Raw genomic sequence first — 24622 nt, 5'->3', positions numbered from 1 at the left:
TCAGGCGATCTCTTCTGGCATCGGATTCCAGTCGAAGTAGGCGCGGACCAGCCCGTGGTCGCTCGCGCCCTCGTCCTCGAAGGCTTCGCGATTCAGATGGTCGTTGTAGACCTCCATCTCGCGGAACGACCAGCAGCGCTTGCGGGAATGGTCGTAGAACTCCTCCGAGACGAGGATGTGGTCGAGGCTCTCGCGCTTGTCCTTGTAAATATGCGTGTAATAAACGTGTCGCATCGAGCGGAACTGTTGCAGGCGCTCGACCGAGTAGAGCCCCTTGTCCGACGTCAGGCCCGCGCGACTTTTCTCGATCACGCGGTAGCTGGGCTGATCCGAGATCAGCTCGTTCGTCACCGACAGCGTGTCGTCGTTGAGATCGCCGAGAAGCACGACCGGAGAGATCGCCTTGTCGTCTTCCGACTTCATCACGCCATCCAGCATCGCCCTGACGGCGCCCGCCTCCATCACGCGCCGGATATGCGCCACCGCGGATTTGGTGATCTCGGGGTATTCCCTCAGCGCGACGGGCCGCGGCTCGGCGAAGCTGAGCCGCGCAGGTCCCTTCGATTTCAGATGCGCCGCGTAGACGGAGACGGCGGGCGGCTTTGGCCGTGTGCCCTCCGGCTGGATGATGGCGTGCACGACGGGGCGCGAGAAAGCGTTGATCGTGACAGTAATCTCTTCTTCCGCCCCATCCGTCTCGCGTAGCTGATCGAAGCGGAAGTCCTCGGGGAAATTTTCGATCCAGCCTGCGCCCGGTTCGATCTGCGGCGCGCCGCGGCGGTCCTTGCGGACCGCGAGTGCGACCTGCGGCCGCCCGCGTCCCGGCGCGTCGCGCGCCACGATGTCGTAGTCGGGCAGTATCCCCACCGCGGCGAAAGCCGCCTCGAGCGCCTCGCGCGCCCACAGTTCCTGAAATGCGATCACCTCGGCGTCCAGCAGCCGGATACGTTCGCCGATCCAGCGGATCTTCGCCTCGTAGGCGCGCCTGCCTTCAGCGTCATCGGGAAAGGGCGGCGCATTCGAGTAGGTCAAGCCGCCGGGCACCTGGAGGTTGAGGAGGTTGAAAGTCGCAAAGCTTAGGTCACGCATATTGCTTCGGGGCATTCTGAATATCTCCGGTTGAAAACAGGAGCCATGATACACCGCTTTCGCGTCGATCCGAATATGACACGCCTTTCTCGCGCGGATCGCAGTCACATCCGCATCATCGGATGGTGGACATTACCTAAAGACAAGCCATCGAAGAGACTCATGTCCGCTGCATCCGGGAGCACCGCCCGCATCGCCTTGCTTCGGCTCCAATTTGTCCCGCGCGCAGCGACAGTCGCGCTTCCCTGCACAAACCGTGGTTCCGCTCGGCCCCGCACCGCGCCTCGGCTTGCCTGCGGTTTCTCCAAGCGATTAGGATCAGCCCTACAGACACAGGGAACCGCCGCAATGCGCCTGATCCTGACTGCCGCGACTCTGCTTTTTCTGGCGCTCCCAGCGCTCGCGCAGCAGCTCCTTCGCGCCGACGCCCCCCTCTGGGTGACCAGCACCGAGATTCCGGAGGCGGTGCCCGAACTGCTTCGCGCCTCGCGCGGCGGCGTCTACTACCAGCTCATCGATACGCAGGTCGCTTGGGACGGCGACACTCGTCTCAAGCATTTCCGGCTCGTCACACAGGTCACCGACCGCGCGGGTCTCGAGGGCGCGGCAACGGTGTCGAGCGACTTCGACCCGGCCTTTGAAACGCTAACGCTGACCCGGCTCGACGTGCATCGCGACGGGCGCACGATCTCCTATCGGGACACGCTCCAGAGTGAGGTTTTTCGGCGCGAGACGCGACTTGAGGCGGGCATCATCGACGGCACGCTCACCGCGCACCTTCAGATCCCTGACCTGAGGGTCGGCGACATAGTGGACGCGGCCTTCCTGCACCGGCGCGAACCGGTGCTCGAAGGGGCGAACCGGGCCGCATCGTCGCGGCTGGAATACAGCGTGCCAGTCGGGATGACGCGTCATGTCGCGTATTGGCCCGCCGACTGGCCGTTCCACGCCGCCCCGCTTCCGGACCGGGTGATTCACGCCGAAACGCGCGTGGGAGACACGGTACGGCTCGAATGGCGCCGTAACGGTCACTTGCCGCCACTCGACGAGGAGTTGACGCCCGTCGAGGGCGACCCTGACGCGATCTTGCAGTACGGGACGTGGGCTGATTGGTCGCCGCTGGCCGCAGCCCTTGCGCCCTATTACAGCGCCGACTATCCCCTGCCGCCCGCCTGGGAAAAGAGGGTGGCGGCGATCCGGGTGGAGCATCCGGGCGACATGGCGCGCGCATCGGCGGCGCTGCGTCTGGTGCAAGACGAAATCCGCTATGTCGGGATCGAGGTCGGGGCGGGCGGCTATTTCGCCCGGCCGCCAATGACCGTGACCACGCAGGGATTTGGCGACTGCAAGGACAAGACGCTCCTCTTGCGCGTGCTCCTGTCGCGGCTGGGGATCGAGGCCCACCCCGCCCTCGCCGATATCGACCGGGGCTATGCGCTGCCCAAAACCCAACCTGCGGTCACGGCCTTCGATCACATGATCCTGCGCGTCGACATTGGCGGGACGTCGTACTGGGTCGATCCGACCGGATCGCACGAAGGCGGCTCAATCGACATCGCGCCACCGCCGGATTACGGCTTCGCGCTGCCGCTGACCGGACCCGATCAGCGCATTCTCGAACCGATCGACTTGTCCGGCTCGCCCGGCTGGCAGGGTCAGACGACCGAACGCTTCAATTTCACACTTCTCGGCGTCTTCCTGTCTGTCACGAGCGAGTTTCGCGGGACATTCGCGAATGCTCGCCGCTATGTCTGGGCGACCGAACCGCATGACGAGATCTCGCGCCGATACCTGCAATTCTATGCGCGGCGCTATCCCGGGATCCGGCAGGTCATGCCCGTCACGCTCGAGGACGACCGCGAGGCCAACCTGGTGCGCATGGAGGAGCGCTACATGATCCCGGCTCCGGCGCTCATGGAGGACAGGCTTCGCGAAGACTTTCTGTTCGCGGCGGAGGATTTCGGCAACTACTACCCCGATGTCCAGGCCAGCCCGCGCCAGACACCGCTCTCCATCGGCGGGCCGAAACGGCATCGGCATGTTGTCAAGGTCACGGGCGCACCGATCAACTTTAATCCGCCCGACCGCGTGGAGATCGAGAATCCCGCCTTCTCCTATTCTTTCGCCGGGCGCGCGCCAGAGGACGGTCAGCTTGAGATGGAGTGGGTGTTTGAAACCCGCGACCGTCTCATCGCGCCCGGAGCCGTGGCGGAGGTGATCCGCGATGCCGCCCGGATCCGCGACTCTGTAGGCTTCAGCTGGGATCTGGCGCCGGAGTAAGACGCGGACAGGACAAAGGACCAGCCGACTCGGTTGAAGAGGGTCAGCGTGACACTCCGACAGCGATGGAGTGACATTTTACTCGCCGTCGTCGCGCGTGTCGCCACACACGGCGCAACGCCATCAGCCCCCATTTGAGAAGCCGTCTCTTGCGCCGGACCCGTCTGAAGACGTCAATCCGACGCATGATGATCTCGCGTTCGCTGAGTGGACGCACCGAGAATTCCTCATCCAACGCGCCTGAGCGAGGGCGTAGTACACAGGGGGTAGTTATAAGCTGACATTTCATGATCGAAACGGTGTTCTATAATTTAGCCTCAGCTATCCATTTTCCTTGAGGACGTTTTCGAGATGCGATCTTCGATAATCGAACGAAAACTCTCCCTCGACGACTATGCTCTCTTCATCTCCATCGCCGATGCCGGGGGCTGGCGGGGGCTGCTCGCGCGACCGGGGTCAGCGTGCCGACGCTGAGCCGGCGCATGACGGATTTTGAACGCCGCCTCGGACAGAGACTTATCGCCCGGAGCGCGCGCGGCTACGCGTTGACGTCCCAAGGTCGCGCGCTTCTGGAACAGGCGGAGGGCCTGCGCGCCATCTCGGCGCGGCTTGCCGCATTTGCAAGGACCGGGGAGCGGGTGCGCTTGACCGCCTGCATTGGACCTCACAGTTTCTGGCGCGTCACGTGACTCGTTTCTGGTCGGTGGATATGGGCTGGATTCCGGAGTTTCTGGCCTCCAACTCGCCAGTCGGCATCGCCCGCCGCGAGGCCGATATCGGCATTCGCAACAGGCGCCCAGAGCAGAGCTGGCTGAGGGGGCGGTGCACCGGCCATATCGATTACGCGCCATTTGCAGTGTCACCGGATGTGACAGGCACGTTGCCATGCCCGAGGGCGCCGCGAACACCCCGTCCGAACGGTGGCTGAGAGAGAGACATGGCGATGAGATCGTCACAACGGCAAGCAATCCGAGGCTCGCGTTCGATCTGGCGCTTGCGGGCGTGGCGCGCATCGTCTTGCCTGCATGCGCTGCGGCGCATTATCCGCAGCTTCGTCGCGTCGGGCCATCCATCGAAGTGCTCGCGCACGATGAATGGCTCGTCTGCCATCACGAAGCCCGGCACGATAGTCCCACTCGCGAGGCCATCGAAGGCATCGGGCGACTCCTGTCAGATCGGGACCTGCGCGCAGCCGCGCGCTGACCGGAGCATGTGTGCAGCTTCACATGTCAGTCAGCGCCGGCCCTCTCGCAACCAGGCCGTAAGAACCAGAGCGGTGGCAAGAAGCACGAAAAGCCAGGCCGGCATCAGCGGCACGATGCGGATGTCGAGCGTCTTGTAGGCGTTGCGTGGCGTGATCCCGATCCATCCGCGCCCGATGGCGGGGCGCCCTTCGCGCACCGCGCGAATGTCCGGCAAGCCGTCTTCGAGGCGCAGCGCGCCGCCGCCGGTCGGCTCGGCGACCGCGCCGACAGCGTCGCTCGAGGCGATGGCGTTCTCGAATTCGCGCGGCGCGGCGGGGCCGAGAGCCATCACGCGGTCGAGCTCGCCGTCGGTCATCCGGTAAAGCCCGATATCGGGCGCCGCGATCCGCGCCTCGTAGCGCCCCGGCGCCGCCTCGGTCAGCTGCACGACGCTCTCCGTGCCGTCCGGCGCGGTCACCGTCACCTCGCGCGCGCCTTCCGAGAGCGAGCGACGGGTGATCGTCAGCTCGCCGCCGTTGGCGACCGCGGTCAGCGCCTCCTCCTCCAGTTCTGGCTCCTTCATCAGCCAGTGCGCCAGGCGTCTGAGAAGCTCGAGCTGCGGCCCGCCGCCCTCGAAGCCGCGGCTCCAGAGCCACGCCTGGTCGGAACCCACGAGCGCGACGCGCCCCTCGCCCACGCGCTTCAGCACCACGAGCGGCTGGTTGCCCGGCGCCTCCATGACGACCTCGCCATCGGGATCGGTCAGTTCCACGAAGCGCATCCAGCGGCCCCATTCCGGCGCGCCGATCCTGCCCGCGACGCCGCCTTCCGGGGCGAAGGTTTCCAGCCCCTCGGTCACCGGATGGCGCTGGCCAAGTTCCGAGACGAGCGGCTGGAAGCCGCCGTCGACGATGCGCGCGGTGGGCCGGGCGGGAAGGATGTCACCCAAGGGCGAGTGGTAGAGGCTTTCGACCGACGCGAAATCCGGCCCCGCCGAGACGAGAACCGCGCCCCCGCCCTCGACATAGTTGCGGATGTTCTCGAGATAGGCCGCGGGGAGAATGCCCCTCAGCCTGTAGCGGTCGAACACGATCAGGTCGAATTCCTCGATCTTCTCGACGAAGAGTTCCCGGGTCGGGAACGCGATCAGAGACAGTTCCGAAACCGGCACGCCGTCCTGTTTGTCGGGCGGGCGCAGGATCGTGAAATGCACGAGATCCACGGCGCTGTCCGACTTCAAGAGATTGCGCCAGGTGCGCTCGCCCGCATAGGGCTCGCCGGACACCAGAAGCACCCGCAGCCGGTCGCGCACGCCGTTGATCTGCAGGACCGCGACGTTGTTGCGGTCGGTCAGCTCGCCCTCCGCGGTCTCCAGCATCAGCTGGACCACGTTCTGCCCGCCGTGATCGAGCACCAGCGAGATGTCGAGATCGCGCCCGACCGGGACCGTGTGCGTCTCCGCCGGGCCGCCGTCTACGGCGATCGACAGCGTGACCGGCCGTCCGGCCTCGCGCGCGGGCAGCGCGCCCTGCTCCTCGACGTTGAGCGTGAGCTCGAGCGGCTCGCCGATAATGCCGAAGGCGGGCGCGGTGCGGACCAGAAGGCGGCGGTCCCAGTCGGCCGCGCGGCCCGTGAGCAGCAGGTTCAGCGGCGCCGGCAGGTCGGGCGTCAGCTCCAGATCGTGCACCTGTCCGTCGCTCACGAGGATCGCGCCCGCGACCCGCGCGCGTGGCTCTTCCGCCAGCGCCTGGGCGAGCGCCGTCATGGCGAGCGTGCCCGCGTCCTCCTCCCCGTCGCCGACCGTGACCGTGCGCAGTTCGGTCGCCGGCAGCGCCGCGACCTCCGCCTCGACGCGCGCCACGGCGTCAGCGGTCTGATCGGGACGTCCGGCGATCCCCTGGCTCGCGCTTTCGTCGACGACGAGGATCACGATGTCGCTCAGCGCGCGCCGCTCCTCGCGCTGGAGCGAGGGCTGGGCGATCGCGCCGAGGATCGCCAGGGCGGCGAGCGCGCGCAGCCACCAGCCCGACAGGCCCCGCCAGGCGGCGAAGGCGATCATGACCGCCGCAATCGCCGCACCCGCCCAGATCAGCGGCCAAGAGAGGAGCGGATCGAAGACGATCTGGCCGGTCATTGGCCGAGCCTTTCAAGCAGCGTCGGCACGTGGACCTGGTCGGATTTGTAGTTTCCGGTCAGCACATGCATGATCAGGTTCACGCCGAAGCGGTAGGCGATCTCGCGCTGGCGCTCACCCCCCAGACCACGTCCGACAGGCAGAAGGGCGCTGCCGTTCTCGTCGATGGCCCATGCGCCTGCCCAATCATTGCCGCCGATCACCACGGGCGTCACGCCGTCGTTGAGGTTGCGGAACGGCATCCCCTCCGCTTGCTCCGCGCCCGGCGGGGCTGCCTCGACCCAGATCGCCCGGCCGGCGTAGCGCCCGGGAAAGTCCTGCAGCAGGTAGAAGCTGCGCGTGAGCACATGGTCCGGCGGCATCGGCTCCAAGGGCGGAATGTCGAGCGGCGCGGCAAGCGCCTGCAACCGGCGCCCCTCGGTCGAGGCGGCGCCGTAGCCCGCGACGTCGGCATCGCGCGTGTCGAAGAGAATCATGCCGCCGGTGCGCAGATAGCGGTTGAGCTTGGCATAGGCGGCGGGCGACGGCGCGGCCTGCGTCGCGGTGACGGGCCAATAGAGGAAGGTGTAGACCGCGAGGTCCTCGGCCTCGAGATCGACGCCGCGCGGCTCCACCGGCTCGACCGAGGTGCGGGCAAAGAGGATCTCGGACAGGCCCCAGAGCCCCGCCTCGGCGACGCGGTCGACATCTGCATCGCCCGTCAGGACATGGGCGAGGACGACATTGCCTGCCGCCCGGATCAGGGCGGCTTCGTCCGGCTCCTGCGCGAACGACGGTCCCGGCATGCCCACGGCGAAACCCATCGCCAGCATGGTCGCGAGCGCGGTGCCCCGGCGCAGACCGCCCGTCGGCATCCGGCCCGACAGGGCGAGCGCGGCGATAAGATCGAGCAGCAGCAAGAGAAGCGCCGCGCCGAGGAAGGCGCCCTTGAGGCGCAGCTCACTCGCCACGACCAGACCCTCGACCGCGGCTCCGACGGGCCACTCGGCCGGGGCCAGAACCCGGTCGGGCGCAACCGTGTTGACCGCGAGCCGGCGCGATCCGGAGACGTAGAGCCCCGGCGGCAGGTCCGGGCCGATCACCGGCTCGGCCAGCGCCTCGCCGGGCACGCCGGGCAGGTCTTCGGCCGCCTCGAGCGCGCCGAACGCATCGAGCACGCGCTCGGCGACCCACGTCGTGCCCGCAAGGTCGCCCGCCTCGGGCCGCTGGGCGCGGCTCGACACCGCCAGGCGTTCGAGCATCTGCACGAAGAGCCCCGAGAGGGGCAGGCTCGACCATTCCGCGTTTGCCGAGACGTGGAACAGCACGACCTGGCCGTCGCCGATCGCCCTGCGCGTCACGAGCGGTGTGCCGTCGGCCAGCGTCGCGATCGTCGCCTGGGCAAGCTCGGGTCCCGGCTGCGCGAGGATCTGGGCGCTGACCGCCACGTCCTCGGGCGGCACGAGCCCGGCAAAGGGCGAACCCTCGGGAAACGGCGCGAGCGCCTTCGGCTCGCCCCAGCTCATCGAGCCGCCGACCGCGCGCCCGCCGAGCCGCAGCCGGACCGGCAGCAGCGGGTCGAGCGTGTCGCGGCCGATGTCGGACGCGGCGAGATGGGGCCCCGCGAAGCGCACGAGAAGCCCGCCCTGCTCGATCCACTCGACCAGTGCGTCGCTTTCCGCGATGCGGGCCACATCGGCCAGGATGATCACGTCGGGATTGGCCAAGAGCACGTCGCCGACCGTCCCCTCGATCAGGTCGGCGGTGGGCGCCAGCGCCTGGCGCAGGTAATGGTCCGGGGCGAGAAGCTCCAGCCCCTCGCGGTCCGCGGTGCCCGAGATGATGCCGACCTTGCGGCGCTTGAACGCGTCGTCGGTCAGCGCGACGGCGCCAGCCGTCGCCTCGCCGGCGATCTCGAATCTGGTGACGCGATTCCTGAGTTCCGGCGGCAGGTCGAAGCTGGCCTCCGCCTCCGCCTCACCCGATGCGAAATCCAGTGGCGCGCGCGCAAGCTCGCGCTCGATCCCTGCCGGATCGAGGCCATGCGCGACGACGTCGGCCAACGCCGCCGCATCGCTTCGGGCGCGCAGCACCGTGACGGCCAATCCACCCTCCGAGAGCCCCGCCCCGCTCAGCGCGCGCACGTCGCGCGGGCTTTCGACCGCCGTGACCGCGCCTTCCCCGAGCAGCGTTTCGGCGAGCGCCGCGCGACCTTCGCGTGACAACCCGTCCGAGAGCCACAGCGTGTCGAACCCGCCATCCGGCAAAGCCGCCGCAAAGGCCTCCATCGCCTCCGCCGCGGGCTCCCACGGGCGCGGCACGATCGAGGGCAGCCGCGTGGCGACGGCGTCGGCGGCGGCGAAGACCGGCCCGTCGGGCGGCGGATCGGTCAGCGAGACCAGTGCCACGGGGCGGCCCGCTCGGCCCGCCTCGGACAGGGCGGCCGCGATTCTCTCCTGCCGGCGCGGCCAGTCGCGGGCGTCGGCCCAGCTGCCGTCGACGAGGATCAGGAGCGGCCCGTCGCCCTCCGCCTCGACCTGCGGGTTCAGGACCGGTCCGGCGAAGCCCGCGATGATCAGCGCCACCGCGATCATGCGGATCAGCAGCAGCCACCACGGCGTCCGGTCGGCCTCCTGCTCCTCGTCCATGAGGCCCAGAAGCAGCGCCACGCCCGGAAACCGCCGCCGGATGGGGGCGGGCGGGATCGCGCGCAGGAGAAGCCAGAGAACCGGCAGAGCCACGAGACCCCAGAGAATCCAGGGCACCGTGAAACCGATCGGTCCCAGCACCAGCATCAATGATCCTTCCTCAGCGCGGCGTAGAGCCACAGGAGCGCGGCCTGCGCCGGATCGCCGGTATGATGCGTCGAGAAGAGCCAGCCCGCCTTGCGCGCAAGATCGGCGAGCCGCGCCTTCCGCTCGGCCAGCCGCGCCTGGTAGCGCGTCCTCAAATCGCCAGCCTTCCGCGTTTCATGGGTCAGCGTACCGGCCATGCTCTCGAAGATCGTCCTCCCATCGAAGGGAAAGGCCTCCTCCACCGGATCGAGAATTTGCAGAAGCACGCCAGTCACGCCCTTGTCCGCCGCGAGTCCGAGCGCGCGCTCGACCTCCTCGGGATCGCCCATGAAATCGGAAATGAAGATTGCGCGGGACCCGGCAAGGATCGCGCGGGCATCCGGCGCGCCGAAATCCGCGGCCCCCGCCTCCTGCGTGAACGCGTGGGCCAAGCGCAAGAGCTGCACCTCGCCCGACCGCGGCGGTGCGATCGGATCGGCAAGGCCCACGCGCTCGCCCGCGCGAATGAGAAGCACGCCGAGCGCCAGTGCCAGCAGCCGGGCGCGGTCCGCCTTGGACTGCCGTTTGCGATCGCCTGAGAATTCCATCGACCGGGCATCGTCGACCCAGAGATGGATCGACTGCGCCGCCTGCCATTCCTTCTCGCGCACGAACTGAGCGTCAGCCCTCGCGGACCGTCGCCAGTCGATCAGCCGCGCCTCGTCTCCCGCATGCGCCGGCCGGTACTGCCAGAACTCGTCCCCCATGCCGGAAAGTCGCCGCCCGTGCTCGCCAAGCTGAACCGTCGAGGCCAGATGCAGCGCATCGGCCATAAGCGGCGGTAGCGCCGAGGCCAGCCCCTCGGCGGCGCGGCGGAGACCGGCGGGTCGAGCGGAATGGGGAACGACCTCGCTCATGCGGCCTCGGCCCGCGTCACTTCGCGCGCGACACCGTCGATGATCTCGGCGAGGCTTTCTCCCCGCGCCCGCGCGGCGAAGGATAGTGCCATCCGGTGCGACAGGACCGGGCGCGCCAACGCCATCACATCATCCGCCGACGGCGCGAGCCGCCCGTTGAGCAGCGCGCGCGCACGAACGGTCAGCATCAGCGCCTGCGCCGCTCGCGGCCCCGGCCCCCAACTTACGCTTTCGCTCACCGCCTGTCCGGCTTCGGCCTCGCCCGGTCGGCAGGCGCGCACGAGATCAAGGATCAGTTCGACGATCTTCTCACCGACCGGCATCCGCCGAACGGTCGTCTGCGCGCTGGTCAATTCCTCGGCCGAGAAGATGCGTGGCGACTGCGCCGTCTCGACGCCGGTCGTCGCCAAGAGTATGTCGCGCTCAGTCCCGCGATCGGGATAATCGACATCGATCTGGACGAGGAACCGGTCGAGCTGCGCCTCGGGCAGCGGGTAGGTCCCCTCCTGCTCGATCGGGTTCTGCGTGGCGAGCACGTGGAACGGCGCCGGCAACGCGCGGTGCTGGCCCGCGATCGTGACCTCATGCTCCTGCATCGCCTGCAGAAGCGCCGACTGGGTCCGGGGCGAGGCGCGGTTGATCTCGTCGGCCATCAGAAGCTGGCAGAAGACCGGCCCCTCGATGAAGCGGAAAGACCGCGTGCCGTCCTTCGCGGTCTCAAGAACCTCGGAGCCGAGGATGTCCGCCGGCATGAGGTCCGGCGTGAACTGCACCCTGCCCGAAGAAAGCCCCATCACCTTGCCGAGTGTATCGACGAGCATCGTCTTGCCCATCCCAGGCAGGCCGACGAGCAGCCCGTGCCCGCCGCACAAAAGCGCGGCGAGCGACAGTTCGACGACCCGCTCCTGGCCGATAAAGCGCCGTCCGACCGCCTGCCGCGCCTCGGCGATCTTTTCGCCCAGGGCTTCGATTTCGGCCAGAAGTTCGCGCTGCTCGACCATGACAAGTGCTCCTTGGTTAGTATAGTTGGGAGCATAAACGCAGAAAATCGACCCGGCACCAATGGCGAAATCGGAAAACGAACAATTGATCGTGAAGCCCTCGGCGGAAAACCTCGCAGCCGCCGCCAAGGCGGCAGGCAAGAAAGGGCCCCCGCCGGTGCATCTGTGGAATCCGCCGTTTTGCGGCGACCTCGACATGGAGATCCGCCGCGACGGCACTTGGTTCTATCTCGGAACGCCAATCGGCCGGCATGGGCTCGTCAAACTCTTCTCCTCGATCATCCGCAAGGACGGCGACGACTATTTCCTCGTCACCCCGGTCGAGAAGGTCGGCATCAGGGTCATCGACGCGCCCTTCGTCGCGGTGGACGCGAACGCGACCGGAACCGGTGACGGCCAACAGATAACCTTCCTCACGAATGTCGAGGACGAGGTGACAGCCGGCCCCGATCACCCGGTCCGCGTCGCCCGCGACCCGGAGACGGGCGAACCGTCGCCCTATATCCTCGTCCGCGCCAATCTCGAGGCGCTCATCGACCGCAAGACCTTCTACCGCCTGATCGACCTTGGCACGCACGAGGAGCGCGACGGGGAAAACTGGTTCGGCCTCTGGTCGGCGGGCGAGTTCTTCCCAATCATCCCCTCGGCGGAGCTGGCCTGATTGCCGAAGTTCTGCGCCAATCTCAGCTGTCTGTTCACCGAGCTTCCCTTCATGGAGCGGTTCAGCGCCGCAAAAGAGGCAGGCTTCGACGCGGTCGAGGTGCTTTCGCCCTATGACTGCCCGGCCCAAGACATGCGAGACCAACTCGTCTGGAACGCACTCGCCTTCGCCCTGATGAATTGCCCGCCCCCGAACGCCACCGGCGGACTACAGGGCTTCGCCGCTATCCCCGGCCTTGAGGACCGATTCCGCCGCGACTTCGACCGCACCTTGCGTTTCGCCCAGGTGCTGAAGCCGTTGCACATCCACGTCATGGCCGGCGCTGCAGAGGGGCCGGAGGCCGAGGCGACCTTCATTCGAAATCTCCGTTGGGCCGCCGAACGCGCCCCGACGCAGAGCCTCACAATCGAGCCGATCAATCGCTACGACAAGCCGGGCTACTTCCTTGCCGATTACGACACAGCCGCCCACGTGCTCGATGCCGTGGCAGCCCATAACCTCGCGCTCCAGTTCGACAGCTACCACGCCCACCGGATCACCGGCGACGTCATGGCCGCATGGTCGGTCCACGGCCACCGCTCCGCCCATGTCCAGATCGCGGGCTTCCCCGGCCGGAACGAGCCCCTGAGTGGCGAGATCGACTATGCGGCCTTCTTCTCCCGCCTCGACGCGGACGGATACCAGGGCTGGGTCAGCGCCGAATACGCCCCCGCCGCCGCGACCGACGCCGGGCTGTCCTGGATGCGCTGACCTGCCCTTCCAATGTTCGGAAATGCTCCGGGAGAGTGAATGCTCCGGCCCCGCGCCGGGGCAGGGGGGGCGCCGCCCCCTAGCGCCGCTCGGATCTGCGTCGCGGCTGGCGGCCTTCCAGAACGCCCGATTCCAGGATGATCTCCGACACTTGGTGTTCGCGCCGGTAGGCCATCACATGCACTCCCGCGACACCCTTGATCTCGCGGATCTGCTGGATAAGCTCGATGCAGATCTTCTTGCCCTCGGCGCCCGGCTTCTCGGCCTTCTCCATCCGCTCGATCAGAGCATCCGGTACATGGATTCCCGGAACGTTCGAGCGCATCCACCGCGCCGCCTTGGCGGAGGCCAGCGGTCCGACGCCCGCCAGAATGTAGACATTCTTGTCCAGCCCGAGATCCCGGACCCGGACCATGAACTTCTCGAAAAGCGGGATATCGTAGATGTAGTTCGTCTGGATAAACTCAGCCCCTGCCTCGACCTTCTTGGCGAGCCGTTCGGGCCGCCACTCGTAGGGCGGAATACAGGGATTCTCGGCCGCGCCAAGGAACATCTGCGGGGGCCGCGTGATCTTCCGGCCCGACAGGAACATGCCCTGATCGCGCATCGTGCGGATCGTCCGCAGAAGCGTCAGTGAGTCGAAGTCGAAGACCGGCTTTGCACCCGGCTGGTCGCCCACACCCACGCCGTCGCCGGTCAGGCAGAGGCAATTCGCCACTCCCATCGCGGCGGCGCCGAGGACGTCGCCCTGGATGGCGATCCGGTTCCGGTCGCGGCAGGAGATCTGGTAGACAGTCGAATAGCCCGCGCGCGTCAGAAGCGCGCTAATCCCAATCGAGGACATGTGGCAGTTCGCTCCCGAGGCATCGGTCGCATTGATCGCATCCGCGACCTCTCCGAGGGGCTGCGCCGCCTCGAACACATCCGCCGGGTCGGCGCTGTCGGGCGGGTTGAGTTCCGCCGTCACCGCGAACCGCCCGGCCCGCAGGACACGCTCCAGCCGCGAATGCGAAACATGGCCCTCGGGCGGCGGCGCATAGACCGGGACCGGATCGGAATAGTCGGCGGACACACTCATTTCTTCAGCACCCCCCGGTTCACCGCGCTCGCCGGCTCTTCGGCCAGCGGCGCGACGGCGGGTTCGATCGCCCGCGCCTCGGGGAATGCCTGCGCCACCGCCGTCCGGGCCGCCTCGCGCGACTCGCGCAGCTTCGCCGCCTTCTCCCGGCTGACCCTGAGCCACGAGGAGGACCCTTCCAAGCTTCGGTCCACTGGAGGCAGCACCTCACGAATCTTCGCACCGCCTTTCATCCGGGTCGAGCCTTCCCACGCCAGCGCCCAGACGCATCTCATCGCGGGCTTCACCTCGCAGTAACCTCCGGGCCGGACGCCTCCGCACGGTCCGTTCCGCAGCTGTTTCGGACAGTTCATCGGGCAGGACATGCCGGTCGAGGACAATACGCATTGCCCGCACATCTTGCAGTCGAAGAGCACCGTCTTCACGCCCCGCTCGATCAGCGCCACGGGCCGCTCCATCCGGTTGTAGCCGATCTTGGCGAAGACCGGATCGAGTGCGATCATCACGCCCTCGACGCGCGCATAGATCCATTCGAAGGTTCGGGAGTGGCGAATGGCGAACAGACGGGCACGATACATGTCGAAGCACTCCGTGCGACGCGCCGATGCGGCGCCGTGTCTCCACGATCATTTCGGCGGAGCGCGATTGCAAGCGCAATCGCGCCGCGATCCGTCGCGACGTCCTATCGGCCGGTGGAGCCCGAGCGCGCCGCGTCGGCACACCCCGCCGTGCGGCATTCGGGTTCCAGCGTGGAATGACTGACTCCGAACCGGTCGGTGAGTACACGCTTCACCCTGTGCACCACCTCCGCGAAATCCGCGCCGTCCGCCAGTACCAGATGCGCCTCGACCGATGTCCGCCTCTCGTCCATCTGCCACAGATGCAGGTGATGCACCTCCTCGACGCCCGCCTCGCCCTCCATCGCGCGGCGCAGCTCGTCTGCCTCCATCTCCGGCGGAGCGCCGAGCATCAGGATGCGGATTACCGGACCCGCCTCGACCAGAGCCTGCCACAGGATCCAGCCCGCAATGCCGAGCGTGATCAGCGGGTCGGCAAGCCGCCAGTCCCAAACCCAAATGAGAACGCCGCCGATGATCACCGCGACCGATGTCGCCGCGTCGGCGAGGTTGTGCAGAAACGCTGCGCGGATGTTGGCGCTCTCCTTCGAAAGCCGCCATGTCAGCGCCGCGGTGACGAGATCGATGGCAAGCGCGAGCGCGGCGAGCACGATCACAATTCCGCCCGCGACTTCCGGGGGGTCGAGAAGCCGCACGGTGCCCTCATAGCCGAGCCAGACGGAGATCACGACAAGCGTCGTGTAGTTCACCAGCGCCGCAACAAGCTCTGCCCGGCCGTAGCCGAAGGACATGCCGCCATCTGCCGGCCGCCGCGCGATCCGACGCGCGACGAATGCGATGATCAGCGACACCGCGTCGGACAGATTGTGAACCGCATCCGCGATCAGAGCGACCGAGCCCGAGATGAGTCCGCCCACGATCTGCGCGACCGTCAGCAAGAGGTTCACCGCAATGGCCAGGGCCACCTTGCGGTCGCCGGCCTCGGGGACGACATGGTGGTGGCGATGCGATCCGTGGCCGTGGTCATGCGGCATGTTCGGTCTCCTTGGCTCCCGGCATGCGCGCGCGCATCGCCTGCGTCAATCCTCGACGACGCCTTGGTTGCTACGCCCGACCGCCGCGCGGCCCGTACTTCGGCGTCCTGCCAGCCATCTCGGCCATGACGGCCTCGATCTGGTTCGCGCCTCCGATGATCCCCGCCTGCAGCCGCGCTTCCAGCGCCAGTCCCTCGCCCGGCGGCAGCGTCCAACCCTCCTCGACGAGCCGCTTGGCCGCGATGAGCGCATCCGGCGACCGGGCCGACAGCTCCGCCGCCATTCCACGTGCCGCCGCGACGGGATCAGTGGCGATTCGCGTCACGAGACCGAGGGTCTGCGCCTCCTCTGCTCCCATCACCCGCGCCGTCATGATCAGCTCTTTCGCGAGGTCGGCGCGCATCAGCCGCGGCAGCGACTGGCTGATCCCCATATCCGGGATCAGCCCCCATTTCGCCTCCATTACTGACAGCCGCGCCTCGGGCGACGCGATGCGGAAATCCGCCGCGAGCGCAAGCTGCATGCCCGCGCCAAAGGCCACGCCCTCGATCGCCGCGATCACCGGCACCGGCAGCGCCTGCCACGCGACGACCGGCTTCTGGAACCGGTTCGCTGCCTCACCCACGGGCGGCGTGGCGATCTTGCGTCTCAGGCTATCGATATCCCGGGCGAAAGATTGCATGACCGACAGGTCGAGGCCCGAGGAAAAGCACCCACCCTCGCCCCGCAGGATCACGACGCGCAGTCCCGCCTCGGCGCGAAGCCGATCCGCCGCCTTGGCAAGCGCCTCGAACATCTCCATCGTCCAGGCGTTCTTCTTATCGGGCCGGTTCAGGCAGACCTCCGCCACTCCGTCGTCACCCACGTCCACGCGCACCACGTCGTTCATCGCCACCTCCGTCTGTCGCGCGCATCATCGCCCGTTGAGCGGACACGCGAAAGCCCGCGTCGCACGCGCGACGCGGGGTCACGAAATCGCGACGGCCCAAGCCTCCTGACAGAATGCTGTCAGGAGGCCCATGCGATAACTCCAGAACTAACTTTGAATGAAGGAGCGATCCCATGCAGACCCAACCCGTTGTCGTCTGGAGCGAAATCCCGGTTTCCGATATGAAGAAGGCGGTGGCGTTCTACAACGCGACTTTCGACTGGCAGATGACAATCGACGAAAGCGGACCCAATCCAATGGCGACCCTCGGCAGCAACATGGAGACCACGAGCGGCCATCTCTATCCCGGCAAGCCCGCCGCCGGAAACGGCCCCACCGTGCATATCGCGGTGCCCGATCGTCTGGAAGACGCGGCGATCCGCTGCCGCAAGGCAGGCGGCACGATCCTCGGCGACATCGTCACCATCCCGCCCGGCCGTTTCGTCTATGCCAAGGACCCCGACGGCAATTCGATCGGGCTGTTCGAGCCTAAAGCCGCCTGATGCGCAGGGCCGACCGCCTCTTCCAGATCGTCCAGTATCTGAGGGGCGGTCGGCTTCTGACCGCGCGCAAGCTCGCCGGCCGGCTCGAAGTCAGCGAGCGCACGGTCTATCGCGACATCGCCGACCTCATCGGTTCGGGCGTGCCGATCGACGGCGAGGCGGGGATCGGCTACCTCATGCGGTCGGGCTATGACCTGCCGCCGCTGATGTTCAGCCGCGAAGAGATAACCGCGCTTGTCGCCGGCGCCCGCATGGTGCGCAGCTTCGGCGGCGCGGCGATGGCGCTCGCCGCCGAGGAGGCGCTGGCGAAGATCGAGGCGGTGCTGCCCGCCGACCTAAAGGACCGCCCCGCCGGCGTCGCGATCCACGCCCACGACGCGGGCGCCCTTTCCGACGCCGACCGCGCCATGGTCGACCGCCTCGACGCCGCAACCGACGCGCGCAGCCGCCTCACGCTCGACTACCGGGACGCCGAGGGCGCGCTCACGCACCGCACGGTCCGGCCGCTCGGCCTGTGGTTCTGGGGCAAGGTCTGGACCCTCATCGCCTGGTGCGAGCTCAGGACCGATTTCCGCATGTTCCGCATCGACCGCATCGAAGCGGTCGAAGATGCCGGCCCCTTCCGTCCCGAACGCGACAAGAGCCTCACGGCCTTCTTCCAGCAGGAAATCTGCCGCGATCGGCCAGAGTGAAGAGGCGCGGGCTACGGGCTGGGTCAGTGGGCTTAATGGCGGCTTCGAGCCCGGCGCGAAAACTTGCTCAGGTGAACCAACCGATCCGCAGTCTCCGCATTGGGCGTGGCCTTAGAGAGATTGGGCCGTTGTGCTATCTTTAGCGCGATGCGGGTCCAAACCGCATCCTGAGGTTCGACCGAGCAGCGGCACAAAGCAGCAGCGAGGATCACCATATGACACGATCATCCGTTCGTACTTCTGCCCTCGAGGACATTGCCGGCGGAGGGCTCTTGAACAGACGCGCACTTCTGCGCGGCGCCGCAATTGGAGGTGGGGCCGCAGTGGCCGGAATAGCGGCGCCACGCATGGCGCATTCCGAGCCCGTTATCCCCGACTGGGTGACCGTCGCCGGAGAACGTGCCCGCGGCTACGGAATGCCTGCCGGACAGGAAGCGCACGTCCAGCGCGCGATCATCGAGCCCTTCAAGGACATCGCGCCGAGCTTCAGTTTCTCTGGAACACCGCACCAGCGGCTGCGCGGCACGATCACGCCCAGCGGCCTGCATTTCGAGGTGCATCACGGCGGCCGCCCCAATGTCGATCCGGAGCAGCATAGGTTGATGATACATGGGCTCGTCGAGCGGCCATTGAAGTTCGATCTCGACTCCCTCGGCCGATATCCCATGGTCACGGCCACGCATTTCCTTGAATGTTCGGGCAACAGCTTGTTCAACGCCATCATGCCGGAGCCGATGCAGGCCGGGTGCGACGTGCTGCACGGGCTTCTTTCGAACACGGAATGGACCGGCATTCCGATGAGCATCCTTCTGGAAGAAGCAGGCGTGAAGCCGGAGGGGCTCTGGGTGGTTGCGGTAGGCAATGACGGACCCAGCCTCGCCCGCTCGATCCCGATCGAGAAGCTTATGGACGACGCCATGCTCGCGCTCTATCAGAACGGCGAACGCGTCAGGCCGGAACAGGGATATCCGATGCGCTTGTTGTTGCCGGGGTACGAGGGCAACATGAACGTCAAGTGGCTGACAAGCCTCTGGGTGACGGACGCGCCGGCGCATACGAAGGACGAGTCCGGCGAGTATACCGAACTTCTCGCCGATGGTTCCGCGGTCAAGTTCACCTTCGGCATGGGCGTGAAGTCCATCATCACACATCCTTCCGCGACAATGACCATGAGCGGTCAAGGCTACTATGAGATATCCGGTCTGGCCTGGTCGGGGTCCGGTCCCATCCGCAGGGTCGAGATCTCTGCCGACGGCGGTCAAAGCTGGGCGGAAGCCGAGCTTGTCGAACCGGTCTTGTCGAGGGCGTTGACGCGGTTCCGGTTGCCGTGGCGGTGGGAGGGAGCGCCGACCCTTCTGATGAGCCGGGCAGAAGATTCGACTGGCGCCGTGCAGCCCACCCGATCCGAGTGGAAGGCACGCTACGATCCCTCGAATTTCCTGCACAACAACGCCATTCAAGCGTGGCAGATCACGTCGGAAGGGATGGTGCAAAATGTCTATGCCTAAGTTTCTCCCTGCCGCGGCAGTCATGATCGCTGCCAACGGAGCCGCCGCTCAAGGCCCGGATCTTGGACAGCCGCTCTCAGAAGACGAAATTCCAAGCTACGCGCGCTATGTGATGCCCGATGGCCGGGGTCTTCCGGCGGGCGGCGGAACCGCGTCGGAAGGCGCGGCGGTCTACGCGGAGAAGTGCGCCGCCTGTCATGGCGAAACCGGCATCGAAGGGCCGGTCATGCCGCCGGTCGGCCCCAATGATGTCTGGGCGAAGCCGGCAGGACGACATTGGCCCTACGCGACGACGCTTTTCGACTACATTCGCCGCGCCATGCCCATCGACGCGCCCAAATCGCTGTCCGATGACGAGTCCTATGCGCTTGCCGCGTTCATCCTTTCTCGCAACGGTCTGATCGGGGATGGCGATGCGATGAACGCCGAGACTCTGCCCGCCGTGGAAATGCCGAACCGCGACAACTTCACCGATGTCTGGGCCAAGCAGGGTGCAGAGCCATGGTGAGCTAACCGCGCATCGAACACTGGCCTCGCCAATGCGCGGGCGTTTGACTGGCAGAACACGCCAGAAGTGAATGAGAGTTTGCCTTGGATATCGACCTGTCCCGAACGTCGGCATTGTCCCGCCATACGGACACCGCTCCCGCCTGCAGCCCGCTTGCCATACGTATTGCCGACGCTTGGCGTACGCACGGCAGACCAGTTCTTCATTGCAAAATCAGGGTGCCGGTCTCGCATCGCCCCGAGACGCCGCTCAATGCGCCTCGGCCCAATTCGCCCCCTGCCCGGCATCGACCACGAGCGGTACGTTAAGATGCACCGCAGGATGCGCCGCACCCTCCATGACCTCGCGCGCCGTTGCGATCAGCTTGTCCACCGCCCCCTCCTCAACCTCGAAGAGAAGCTCGTCATGGACCTGCAGCAGCATCTTCGCGGGCAGGCCGCGGGTCGCCGCCGGCATCCGGATCATCGCCCGCCGGATCACATCCGCCGCCGCACCCTGGATTGGCGCGTTGATCGCCGCGCGGCGGGCGAAACCGGCATGGGGACCCTTCGCATTGATCTCGGGCGTGTGGATCTTGCGGCCAAAGAGCGTCCGGACGAAGCCGTTCTCCTTCGCGAAAGCCACCGTCGTGTCCATGTAGTCCTTGATCCCCGGGAAGCGCTCGAAATAGCGGTCGATGAAGCCCTGCGCCTCGGCCCGCGGGATGCGCAGATTGCGCGCGAGACCAAAGCCCGAGATGCCGTAGATCACGCCGAAATTGATCGCCTTCGCCTGTCGCCGCACCATCGGGTCCATGCCCTCGACCGGCACGTTGAACATCTCCGACGCGGTCAGTGCGTGAATGTCGATGCCCTCGCGGAACGCCTCTTTCAGCTCGGGGATGTCGGCGACGTGCGCCAGGATGCGAAGCTCGATCTGGCTGTAGTCGAGGCTGACAAGCCGCATTCCCGGCCCGGCAACGAAGGCTTCCCGGATTCGACGGCCTTCCTCGCTGCGCACGGGTATGTTCTGCAGATTCGGATCGGTCGAGGCGAGCCTGCCCGTCGCCGCCCCGGCGATGGAATAGGAGGTGTGCACGCGCCCCGTCTCGGGATGGACATGGTTCTGAAGCGCGTCCGTGTAGGTCGACTTCAGCTTCGACAACAGCCGCCAGTCCAGCACCCGCGCCGGCAGGTCATGCCCTTCGGCCGCGAGGTCTTCCAGAACGTCCGCGCCGGTGGCATAAGCCCCGGTCTTGCCCTTCTGCCCGCCCTGAATTCCCATCTTTTCGAACAGGATCTCGCCCAGCTGCTTCGGGCTGCCGACGTTGAAAGGCGCGCCCGCAAGCTCCTGAATTTCCGCCTCCAGCCCCGCCATCTTCTGCGCGAAGGCATTCGACATGCGGCTGAGCGTCTGCGCGTCGACGAGGATGCCCGTCATCTCCATCCCCGCCAGTACCTCGACCATCGGCCGTTCCAGCGTTTCGTAGACGGTCGTCACCTGCGCCCGGTGCAGGTTCGGCTTGAAGGCCTGCCAGAGCCTTAGCGTGATGTCCGCATCCTCAGCCGCGTACTTCACCGCCTCGTCGATCGGAACGCGATCGAATGTGATCTGTGACTTGCCAGTGCCGAGAAGCGATTTGATCTCGATCGGCCGGTGGCCGAGATAGCGGTCCGATAGCCCGTCCATCCCGTGATTGTGGAGGCCCGAATACATAGCGTAGGACATCAGCATCGTGTCGTCGATGGGCGCGATGCGGACACCGTGGCGGGCGAATATCTTCCAGTCGTACTTCATGTTCTGACCGATCTTCAGGATCGCGTCGTCCTCGAGAACGGGCTTCAGCAGCGCCAGCGCCTCATCGAGCGCCATCTGCCCCTCGGCGGGCTCGCTCGCGCCGAAGAGGTCTCCGTCACCCCGCCTGTGACCGAGCGGGATGTAACACGCCTCGCCCGGGATCACGGATAGCGAGATACCGACCAGTTCGGCGAGCATCTCGTCAAGGCTCGTGGTCTCGGTGTCGACGGCGACGTACCCGCGCTCGCGGATCAGATCGATCCAGCGACCAAGAGCTTCGGCGGCCCGGATGCACTCATACTTGCCGTGATCGAAGGGCGGCACATCCACCTCCACCGGCGCCTCGTCCTTCTCATGCGAGACTGGCACCGCCGGCGCGTCGGGGGTCACGGGCGGCTCGACTTTCAGCGCATCGGCTACCCGCTTCGTCAGCGTGCGGAACTCCATCCGGGCAAGAAACTCCATCAGAGATTCCGCCTCGGGCTCCTTCACCTCCAGTTCGTCGAGCGACCATTCGACCGGCGTGTGGTCGTCAAGCGTCACGAGCCGCTTCGATACCCGGATCAGCTCGGCATTGTCGATCAGCGCCTGTCGCCTCTTCGGCTGCTTGATCTCTTCGGCGCGTTCGAGCAACGTTTCCAGATCGCCGAATTCGTTGATCAGCAGCGCCGCCGTCTTGACGCCTATCCCGGGCGCGCCCGGCACATTGTCAACGCTGTCGCCGGCAAGGGCCTGCACATCGATCACGCGGTCGGGCTTCACGCCGAACTTTTCCTCGACTTCGTCGATGCCGATACGCTTGTTCTTCATCGCGTCGAACATCTCGACCCCGCCACCCACGAGCTGCATCAGGTCCTTGTCCGACGAGATAATGGTGACGTCTCCGCCCGCCTCGCGCGCCTGCCGGGCGAGCGTCGCGATGATGTCGTCGGCTTCGTAATTCTCCATCTCCAGGCAGGCGACGCTGAACGCCTTCGTCGCCTCGCGCGTCAGCGGGAACTGCGGGCGCAGGTCCTCGGGCAACTCGGGCCGGTTGGCCTTGTACTTGTCGTAGATGTCGTCGCGGAATGTCTTGGACGAGTAGTCGAATACGCAGGCGATATGGGTCGGCCCGTCCTTGCCCTTGTTGTTCGCAAGCTGAGACCAGAGCATGTTGCAGAACCCGGCCACCGCCCCAATCGGCAGACCGTCTGATTTCCGCGTGAGCGGCGGCAGCGCATGGTAGGCGCGGAAGATGTAGGCTGAGCCATCGATCAGATGCAGATGGCAACCTTTGCCGAAGCTCATGATCGCGCTCCCCTGTTCATTCGTTGGGACGAGTATTGTCACGATCCGACATGGCCTTCCAGCCTGACCGGCGGGAACGGACGGATTCCGCGACCAATCGTAAGGTCAGGTCATACTCGCCCTACGCGAGGGATCGGCGTGGCCACCTCAGTGATCGTCGCGTGCGTGCTCAAGGTCGATCACGTACTTCTTATCGCAGTAGCCGCATTCAACGAAGCCTGCATCGCGCGGGATCGTCAGCCACACGCGGGGATGGCCCAGCGCGCCCTCGCCACCATCGCAGGCCACTTTCCAGGCGGAGACGACCTCGGTCTCGGGGGCGGGGATCGGCATGTTCACTGGCTCCATCGGCAGGTATTCCGGCACACCGCCGGGTTGCTCGCATGATACCGATCCGTGGCCTGCGGACAAGACGCCCGGCGCATCCGCGCGCGATCGAACCCCGGACGCCGCGGCGCGAGTGGCTGAAGGTTACGGCGCGCGCGCCGGCTTCACCGGATTGCCGGGGGAACCATTCCCGCTCGACCGCGTTTCGTCAGCGGCCAGGCGGGAAATGGAATGGACCAGATCACGGCCGATACCGGCAACGTTCTCGAAAAGATCGACAGCTGGGTAGACGGCTTTTTCCGGTTGCTGCCGAATATCGCGGTCGCCTTCGTGCTGCTGTTGATCTTCTGGTTCCTCGCCATCGGAGCCTCTGCTCTCGTCCGGCGGATGGCGAGCCGGCGCGGCCGCGAAAATCTCGGAGACGTGGCCGCATCGCTCGCGCGCTGGATGATCGTCATTCTTGGCGTCATGCTCGCCGTGACCATCATCGCGCCATCGGTGACGCCAGCGGATCTCTTCGCCGGTCTCGGCATCAGTTCGGTCGCGATCGGCTTTGCGTTCAAGGACATTCTGCAGAACATGCTCGCCGGAATCCTCATCCTGCTTCGCCAGCCGTTCGAGGTCGGAGATCAGATCGTCTCGGGCGGGCATGAAGGAACTGTGGAGCGGATCGAGACCCGCGCAACGTTGATCAAGACCTATGATGGCCGCCGCGTCGTCATCCCGAACGCCGACATCTATACCGATGCGGTCGTCGTCAATACGGCATTCGATCAGCGCCGGTCGGAATATGACATCCAGATCGGCTGCAATGACGATTGGGACGAGGCCTGCCGGCTCATGGTCAAAGCCACGAAAGGTTGCGAGGGCGTGCTGAGCGAACCCGCGCCCGAGGCACTGCCCTGGGCCATCGCCGAAAGCGGCAACAACGTTCGCCTGCGCTGGTGGACCGATCCGGACCGCGCGTCCGTCGTCCAGGCCTTCTCGCGCGTCATCGAGGCGAGCTACAAGGCGCTCGACGCAGCCGGCATCGACATGCCGTATCCGACGCAGGTCATGCTCTTCCACGACCAGACCGAGGAGACGGACGGCGACCGCGCGAGACGGCGCGACGGCTGGCCGAAGCGTCCGGACGGCAACAACCCGAAGCCGCACAGAATAGCGGATGCGCTGGCGGAATTGCGGAAAGCCGGTAAATCCTCGGAGCGCGCCTCCGAGACGTAGGTTGAGCGATCTGGCCGCCTCAACCCGTGCGCTGTAGCATCCGCCCCAGAACGCGTCCGCCCAGAATGTGCATGTGGTAGTGTGGAACTTCCTGCACGCCGTGGGTCCCGGCATTCGAGATGGTACGGTAACCCGCGCCGCCCGCGCCCGGCTGCACGCCCAGCATCCGGCAAACCTCACCAGCCACGCGGGTGAAATCGGTGATCTCCCCCGGTGTCGCCTCGGCGGCGAAATGGTCGAAGTTCACGTACTTGCCCTTCGGGATCACGAGCACATGGACCGGTGCCTGCGGACCTATGTCGTGGAAAGCCAGCGTATGCTCGGTCTCCAGCACCGTCTTGTTCGGGATCTCGCCTCTCAGGATGCGGGCGAAGACGTTCTCGTCGTCATAGGCGTAGGGCATGGGTCTC

22 protein-coding genes are annotated in these 24622 nt (G+C 66.4%); 10 read left to right on the top strand and 12 right to left on the bottom strand.

What is annotated here, in order from left to right; genetic code table 11:
- Window positions 1-1104, bottom strand: a complete 1104-nt coding sequence (locus DEA8626_RS00935) for an endonuclease/exonuclease/phosphatase family protein (protein WP_108851204.1) — start codon at window positions 1102-1104, stop codon at window positions 1-3.
- A gap of 333 nt (window positions 1105-1437) precedes the next feature.
- On the opposite strand from DEA8626_RS00935, the gene DEA8626_RS00930 reads away from it, so the two are divergent.
- From DEA8626_RS00930 to DEA8626_RS21270, 3 genes are all read left to right on the top strand, one after another.
- Entirely contained in the window at window positions 1438-3369 is a 1932-nt protein-coding gene (locus tag DEA8626_RS00930; RefSeq protein WP_181366320.1) for a DUF3857 domain-containing protein, read from the top strand.
- Window positions 3370-3830: 461 nt separating this feature from the next.
- Window positions 3831-4058: a LysR family transcriptional regulator gene (locus tag DEA8626_RS21275; RefSeq protein WP_245890673.1), complete on the top strand. Its 228-nt coding sequence runs from the start codon at window positions 3831-3833 to the stop codon at window positions 4056-4058.
- A 196-nt stretch (window positions 4059-4254) separates the two neighbouring features.
- A complete protein-coding gene (locus DEA8626_RS21270) occupies window positions 4255-4572 on the top strand; it encodes a hypothetical protein (RefSeq protein ID WP_245890671.1) in 318 nt (105 codons plus the stop codon).
- Between the two features lie 30 nt (window positions 4573-4602).
- Here DEA8626_RS21270 and DEA8626_RS00920 read toward each other — a convergent pair whose 3' ends face one another.
- The 4 genes from DEA8626_RS00920 to DEA8626_RS00905 are packed head-to-tail and all read right to left on the bottom strand — an operon-like array spanning window position 4603 to window position 11358.
- Window positions 4603-6687 carry a hypothetical protein gene (locus DEA8626_RS00920; RefSeq protein WP_108851202.1) on the bottom strand — a complete coding sequence of 695 codons (2085 nt, stop codon included), beginning with the start codon at window positions 6685-6687 and terminating at the stop codon, window positions 4603-4605.
- Window positions 6684-9461, bottom strand: a complete 2778-nt coding sequence (locus DEA8626_RS00915; RefSeq protein WP_108851201.1) for a DUF4159 domain-containing protein — start codon at window positions 9459-9461, stop codon at window positions 6684-6686. Before DEA8626_RS00915 ends, DEA8626_RS00920 begins: the two co-directional genes overlap by 4 nt.
- Window positions 9461-10357, bottom strand: coding sequence for a DUF58 domain-containing protein (locus DEA8626_RS00910; RefSeq protein WP_108851200.1), 897 nt, complete (start codon window positions 10355-10357; stop codon window positions 9461-9463). The genes DEA8626_RS00915 and DEA8626_RS00910 overlap by 1 nt, the downstream gene beginning before the upstream one ends.
- Window positions 10354-11358 (bottom strand): AAA family ATPase, encoded by a 1005-nt coding sequence (locus DEA8626_RS00905; protein WP_108851199.1) that lies wholly within the window; start codon window positions 11356-11358, stop codon window positions 10354-10356. Before DEA8626_RS00905 ends, DEA8626_RS00910 begins: the two co-directional genes overlap by 4 nt.
- Before the next feature lie 61 nt (window positions 11359-11419).
- On the opposite strand from DEA8626_RS00905, the gene DEA8626_RS00900 reads away from it, so the two are divergent.
- Both DEA8626_RS00900 and DEA8626_RS00895 read left to right on the top strand, forming a co-directional pair.
- Window positions 11420-12019 carry a DUF1285 domain-containing protein gene (locus DEA8626_RS00900; protein ID WP_108851198.1) on the top strand — a complete coding sequence of 200 codons (600 nt, stop codon included), beginning with the start codon at window positions 11420-11422 and terminating at the stop codon, window positions 12017-12019.
- Window positions 12020-12769 carry a hydroxypyruvate isomerase family protein gene (locus tag DEA8626_RS00895; RefSeq protein ID WP_108851197.1) on the top strand — a complete coding sequence of 250 codons (750 nt, stop codon included), beginning with the start codon at window positions 12020-12022 and terminating at the stop codon, window positions 12767-12769.
- Between the two features lie 79 nt (window positions 12770-12848).
- On the opposite strand, the gene DEA8626_RS00890 is transcribed toward DEA8626_RS00895, so the two are convergent.
- The 4 genes from DEA8626_RS00890 to DEA8626_RS00875 form a co-directional block, all read right to left on the bottom strand.
- The gene (locus DEA8626_RS00890) at window positions 12849-13847 is read right to left on the bottom strand and encodes a methylenetetrahydrofolate reductase (protein ID WP_108851196.1); all 999 of its coding nucleotides are present in this window, start codon (window positions 13845-13847) and stop codon (window positions 12849-12851) included.
- Entirely contained in the window at window positions 13844-14425 is a 582-nt protein-coding gene (locus DEA8626_RS00885; protein ID WP_108851195.1) for a methylenetetrahydrofolate reductase C-terminal domain-containing protein, read from the bottom strand. Before DEA8626_RS00885 ends, DEA8626_RS00890 begins: the two co-directional genes overlap by 4 nt.
- A 104-nt stretch (window positions 14426-14529) precedes the next feature.
- The gene (locus tag DEA8626_RS00880) at window positions 14530-15459 is read right to left on the bottom strand and encodes a cation diffusion facilitator family transporter (RefSeq protein WP_108851194.1); all 930 of its coding nucleotides are present in this window, start codon (window positions 15457-15459) and stop codon (window positions 14530-14532) included.
- Between the two features lie 70 nt (window positions 15460-15529).
- Window positions 15530-16348 carry a crotonase/enoyl-CoA hydratase family protein gene (locus DEA8626_RS00875; protein WP_108851193.1) on the bottom strand — a complete coding sequence of 273 codons (819 nt, stop codon included), beginning with the start codon at window positions 16346-16348 and terminating at the stop codon, window positions 15530-15532.
- A gap of 173 nt (window positions 16349-16521) precedes the next feature.
- Here DEA8626_RS00875 and DEA8626_RS00870 point away from each other — a divergent pair, with 173 nt between their 5' ends.
- The 4 genes from DEA8626_RS00870 (at window position 16522) to DEA8626_RS00855 (ending at window position 19598) form a co-directional block, all read left to right on the top strand.
- Window positions 16522-16890, top strand: coding sequence for a VOC family protein (locus tag DEA8626_RS00870; protein WP_108851192.1), 369 nt, complete (start codon window positions 16522-16524; stop codon window positions 16888-16890).
- On the top strand, window positions 16890-17582 hold the full coding sequence (locus DEA8626_RS00865; RefSeq protein ID WP_108851191.1) for a helix-turn-helix transcriptional regulator: 693 nt from the start codon (window positions 16890-16892) through the stop codon (window positions 17580-17582). Before DEA8626_RS00870 ends, DEA8626_RS00865 begins: the two co-directional genes overlap by 1 nt.
- Before the next feature lie 272 nt (window positions 17583-17854).
- Window positions 17855-19090 (top strand): sulfite dehydrogenase, encoded by a 1236-nt coding sequence (gene soxC / locus DEA8626_RS00860; RefSeq protein WP_245890668.1) that lies wholly within the window; start codon window positions 17855-17857, stop codon window positions 19088-19090.
- Between the two features lie 22 nt (window positions 19091-19112).
- Window positions 19113-19598 (top strand): c-type cytochrome, encoded by a 486-nt coding sequence (locus tag DEA8626_RS00855; RefSeq protein WP_245890666.1) that lies wholly within the window; start codon window positions 19113-19115, stop codon window positions 19596-19598.
- 249 nt (window positions 19599-19847) lie between these two features.
- Here the strand turns inward: DEA8626_RS00855 and polA are convergent, their stop codons facing one another.
- Both polA and DEA8626_RS00845 read right to left on the bottom strand, forming a co-directional pair.
- Complete coding sequence (polA, locus tag DEA8626_RS00850) at window positions 19848-22661, bottom strand: DNA polymerase I (protein ID WP_108851188.1); 2814 nt, start codon at window positions 22659-22661, stop codon at window positions 19848-19850.
- Between the two features lie 147 nt (window positions 22662-22808).
- Window positions 22809-22994, bottom strand: a complete 186-nt coding sequence (locus tag DEA8626_RS00845; RefSeq protein ID WP_108853255.1) for a zinc-finger domain-containing protein — start codon at window positions 22992-22994, stop codon at window positions 22809-22811.
- A 225-nt stretch (window positions 22995-23219) separates the two neighbouring features.
- Between DEA8626_RS00845 and DEA8626_RS00840 the strand changes: the two genes are divergently transcribed.
- Window positions 23220-24212 carry a mechanosensitive ion channel family protein gene (locus DEA8626_RS00840; RefSeq protein ID WP_108851187.1) on the top strand — a complete coding sequence of 331 codons (993 nt, stop codon included), beginning with the start codon at window positions 23220-23222 and terminating at the stop codon, window positions 24210-24212.
- A gap of 19 nt (window positions 24213-24231) precedes the next feature.
- On the opposite strand, the gene DEA8626_RS00835 is transcribed toward DEA8626_RS00840, so the two are convergent.
- Complete coding sequence (locus DEA8626_RS00835; RefSeq protein ID WP_108851186.1) at window positions 24232-24615, bottom strand: histidine triad nucleotide-binding protein; 384 nt, start codon at window positions 24613-24615, stop codon at window positions 24232-24234.
- Window positions 24616-24622 lie beyond the last annotated feature (7 nt).

It is taken from the genome of Defluviimonas aquaemixtae, assembly GCF_900302475.1.
Lineage (GTDB): Bacteria > Pseudomonadota > Alphaproteobacteria > Rhodobacterales > Rhodobacteraceae > Albidovulum > Albidovulum aquaemixtae.
Note: the sequence above shows the minus strand (reverse complement) of the source record. Positions and strands in the feature narration are given on the sequence as shown.

Excerpts from the sequence above, each read along its gene's own strand:
- DEA8626_RS00920 (WP_108851202.1), bottom strand. The coding sequence starts at position 6,687 with ATGACCGGCCAGATCGTCTTCGATCCGCTCCTCTCTTGGCCGCTGATC.
- DEA8626_RS00910 (WP_108851200.1), bottom strand. The coding sequence starts at position 10,357 with ATGAGCGAGGTCGTTCCCCATTCCGCTCGACCCGCCGGTCTCCGCCGC.
- DEA8626_RS00840 (WP_108851187.1), top strand. The coding sequence starts at position 23,220 with ATGGACCAGATCACGGCCGATACCGGCAACGTTCTCGAAAAGATCGAC.
- DEA8626_RS00890 (WP_108851196.1), bottom strand. The coding sequence starts at position 13,847 with ATGAGTGTGTCCGCCGACTATTCCGATCCGGTCCCGGTCTATGCGCCG.
- DEA8626_RS21270 (WP_245890671.1), top strand. The coding sequence starts at position 4,255 with ATGCCCGAGGGCGCCGCGAACACCCCGTCCGAACGGTGGCTGAGAGAG.
- DEA8626_RS00885 (WP_108851195.1), bottom strand. The coding sequence starts at position 14,425 with ATGTATCGTGCCCGTCTGTTCGCCATTCGCCACTCCCGAACCTTCGAA.
- DEA8626_RS00875 (WP_108851193.1), bottom strand. The coding sequence starts at position 16,348 with ATGAACGACGTGGTGCGCGTGGACGTGGGTGACGACGGAGTGGCGGAG.
- DEA8626_RS00845 (WP_108853255.1), bottom strand. The coding sequence starts at position 22,994 with ATGCCGATCCCCGCCCCCGAGACCGAGGTCGTCTCCGCCTGGAAAGTG.
- DEA8626_RS00900 (WP_108851198.1), top strand. The coding sequence starts at position 11,420 with ATGGCGAAATCGGAAAACGAACAATTGATCGTGAAGCCCTCGGCGGAA.
- DEA8626_RS00935 (WP_108851204.1), bottom strand. The coding sequence starts at position 1,104 with ATGCCCCGAAGCAATATGCGTGACCTAAGCTTTGCGACTTTCAACCTC.
- DEA8626_RS00835 (WP_108851186.1), bottom strand. The coding sequence starts at position 24,615 with ATGCCCTACGCCTATGACGACGAGAACGTCTTCGCCCGCATCCTGAGA.
- DEA8626_RS00865 (WP_108851191.1), top strand. The coding sequence starts at position 16,890 with ATGCGCAGGGCCGACCGCCTCTTCCAGATCGTCCAGTATCTGAGGGGC.
- DEA8626_RS00880 (WP_108851194.1), bottom strand. The coding sequence starts at position 15,459 with ATGCCGCATGACCACGGCCACGGATCGCATCGCCACCACCATGTCGTC.
- DEA8626_RS00870 (WP_108851192.1), top strand. The coding sequence starts at position 16,522 with ATGCAGACCCAACCCGTTGTCGTCTGGAGCGAAATCCCGGTTTCCGAT.
- DEA8626_RS00915 (WP_108851201.1), bottom strand. The coding sequence starts at position 9,461 with ATGCTGGTGCTGGGACCGATCGGTTTCACGGTGCCCTGGATTCTCTGG.
- polA (WP_108851188.1), bottom strand. The coding sequence starts at position 22,661 with ATGAGCTTCGGCAAAGGTTGCCATCTGCATCTGATCGATGGCTCAGCC.
- DEA8626_RS00930 (WP_181366320.1), top strand. The coding sequence starts at position 1,438 with ATGCGCCTGATCCTGACTGCCGCGACTCTGCTTTTTCTGGCGCTCCCA.
- DEA8626_RS00905 (WP_108851199.1), bottom strand. The coding sequence starts at position 11,358 with ATGGTCGAGCAGCGCGAACTTCTGGCCGAAATCGAAGCCCTGGGCGAA.
- DEA8626_RS00855 (WP_245890666.1), top strand. The coding sequence starts at position 19,113 with ATGATCGCTGCCAACGGAGCCGCCGCTCAAGGCCCGGATCTTGGACAG.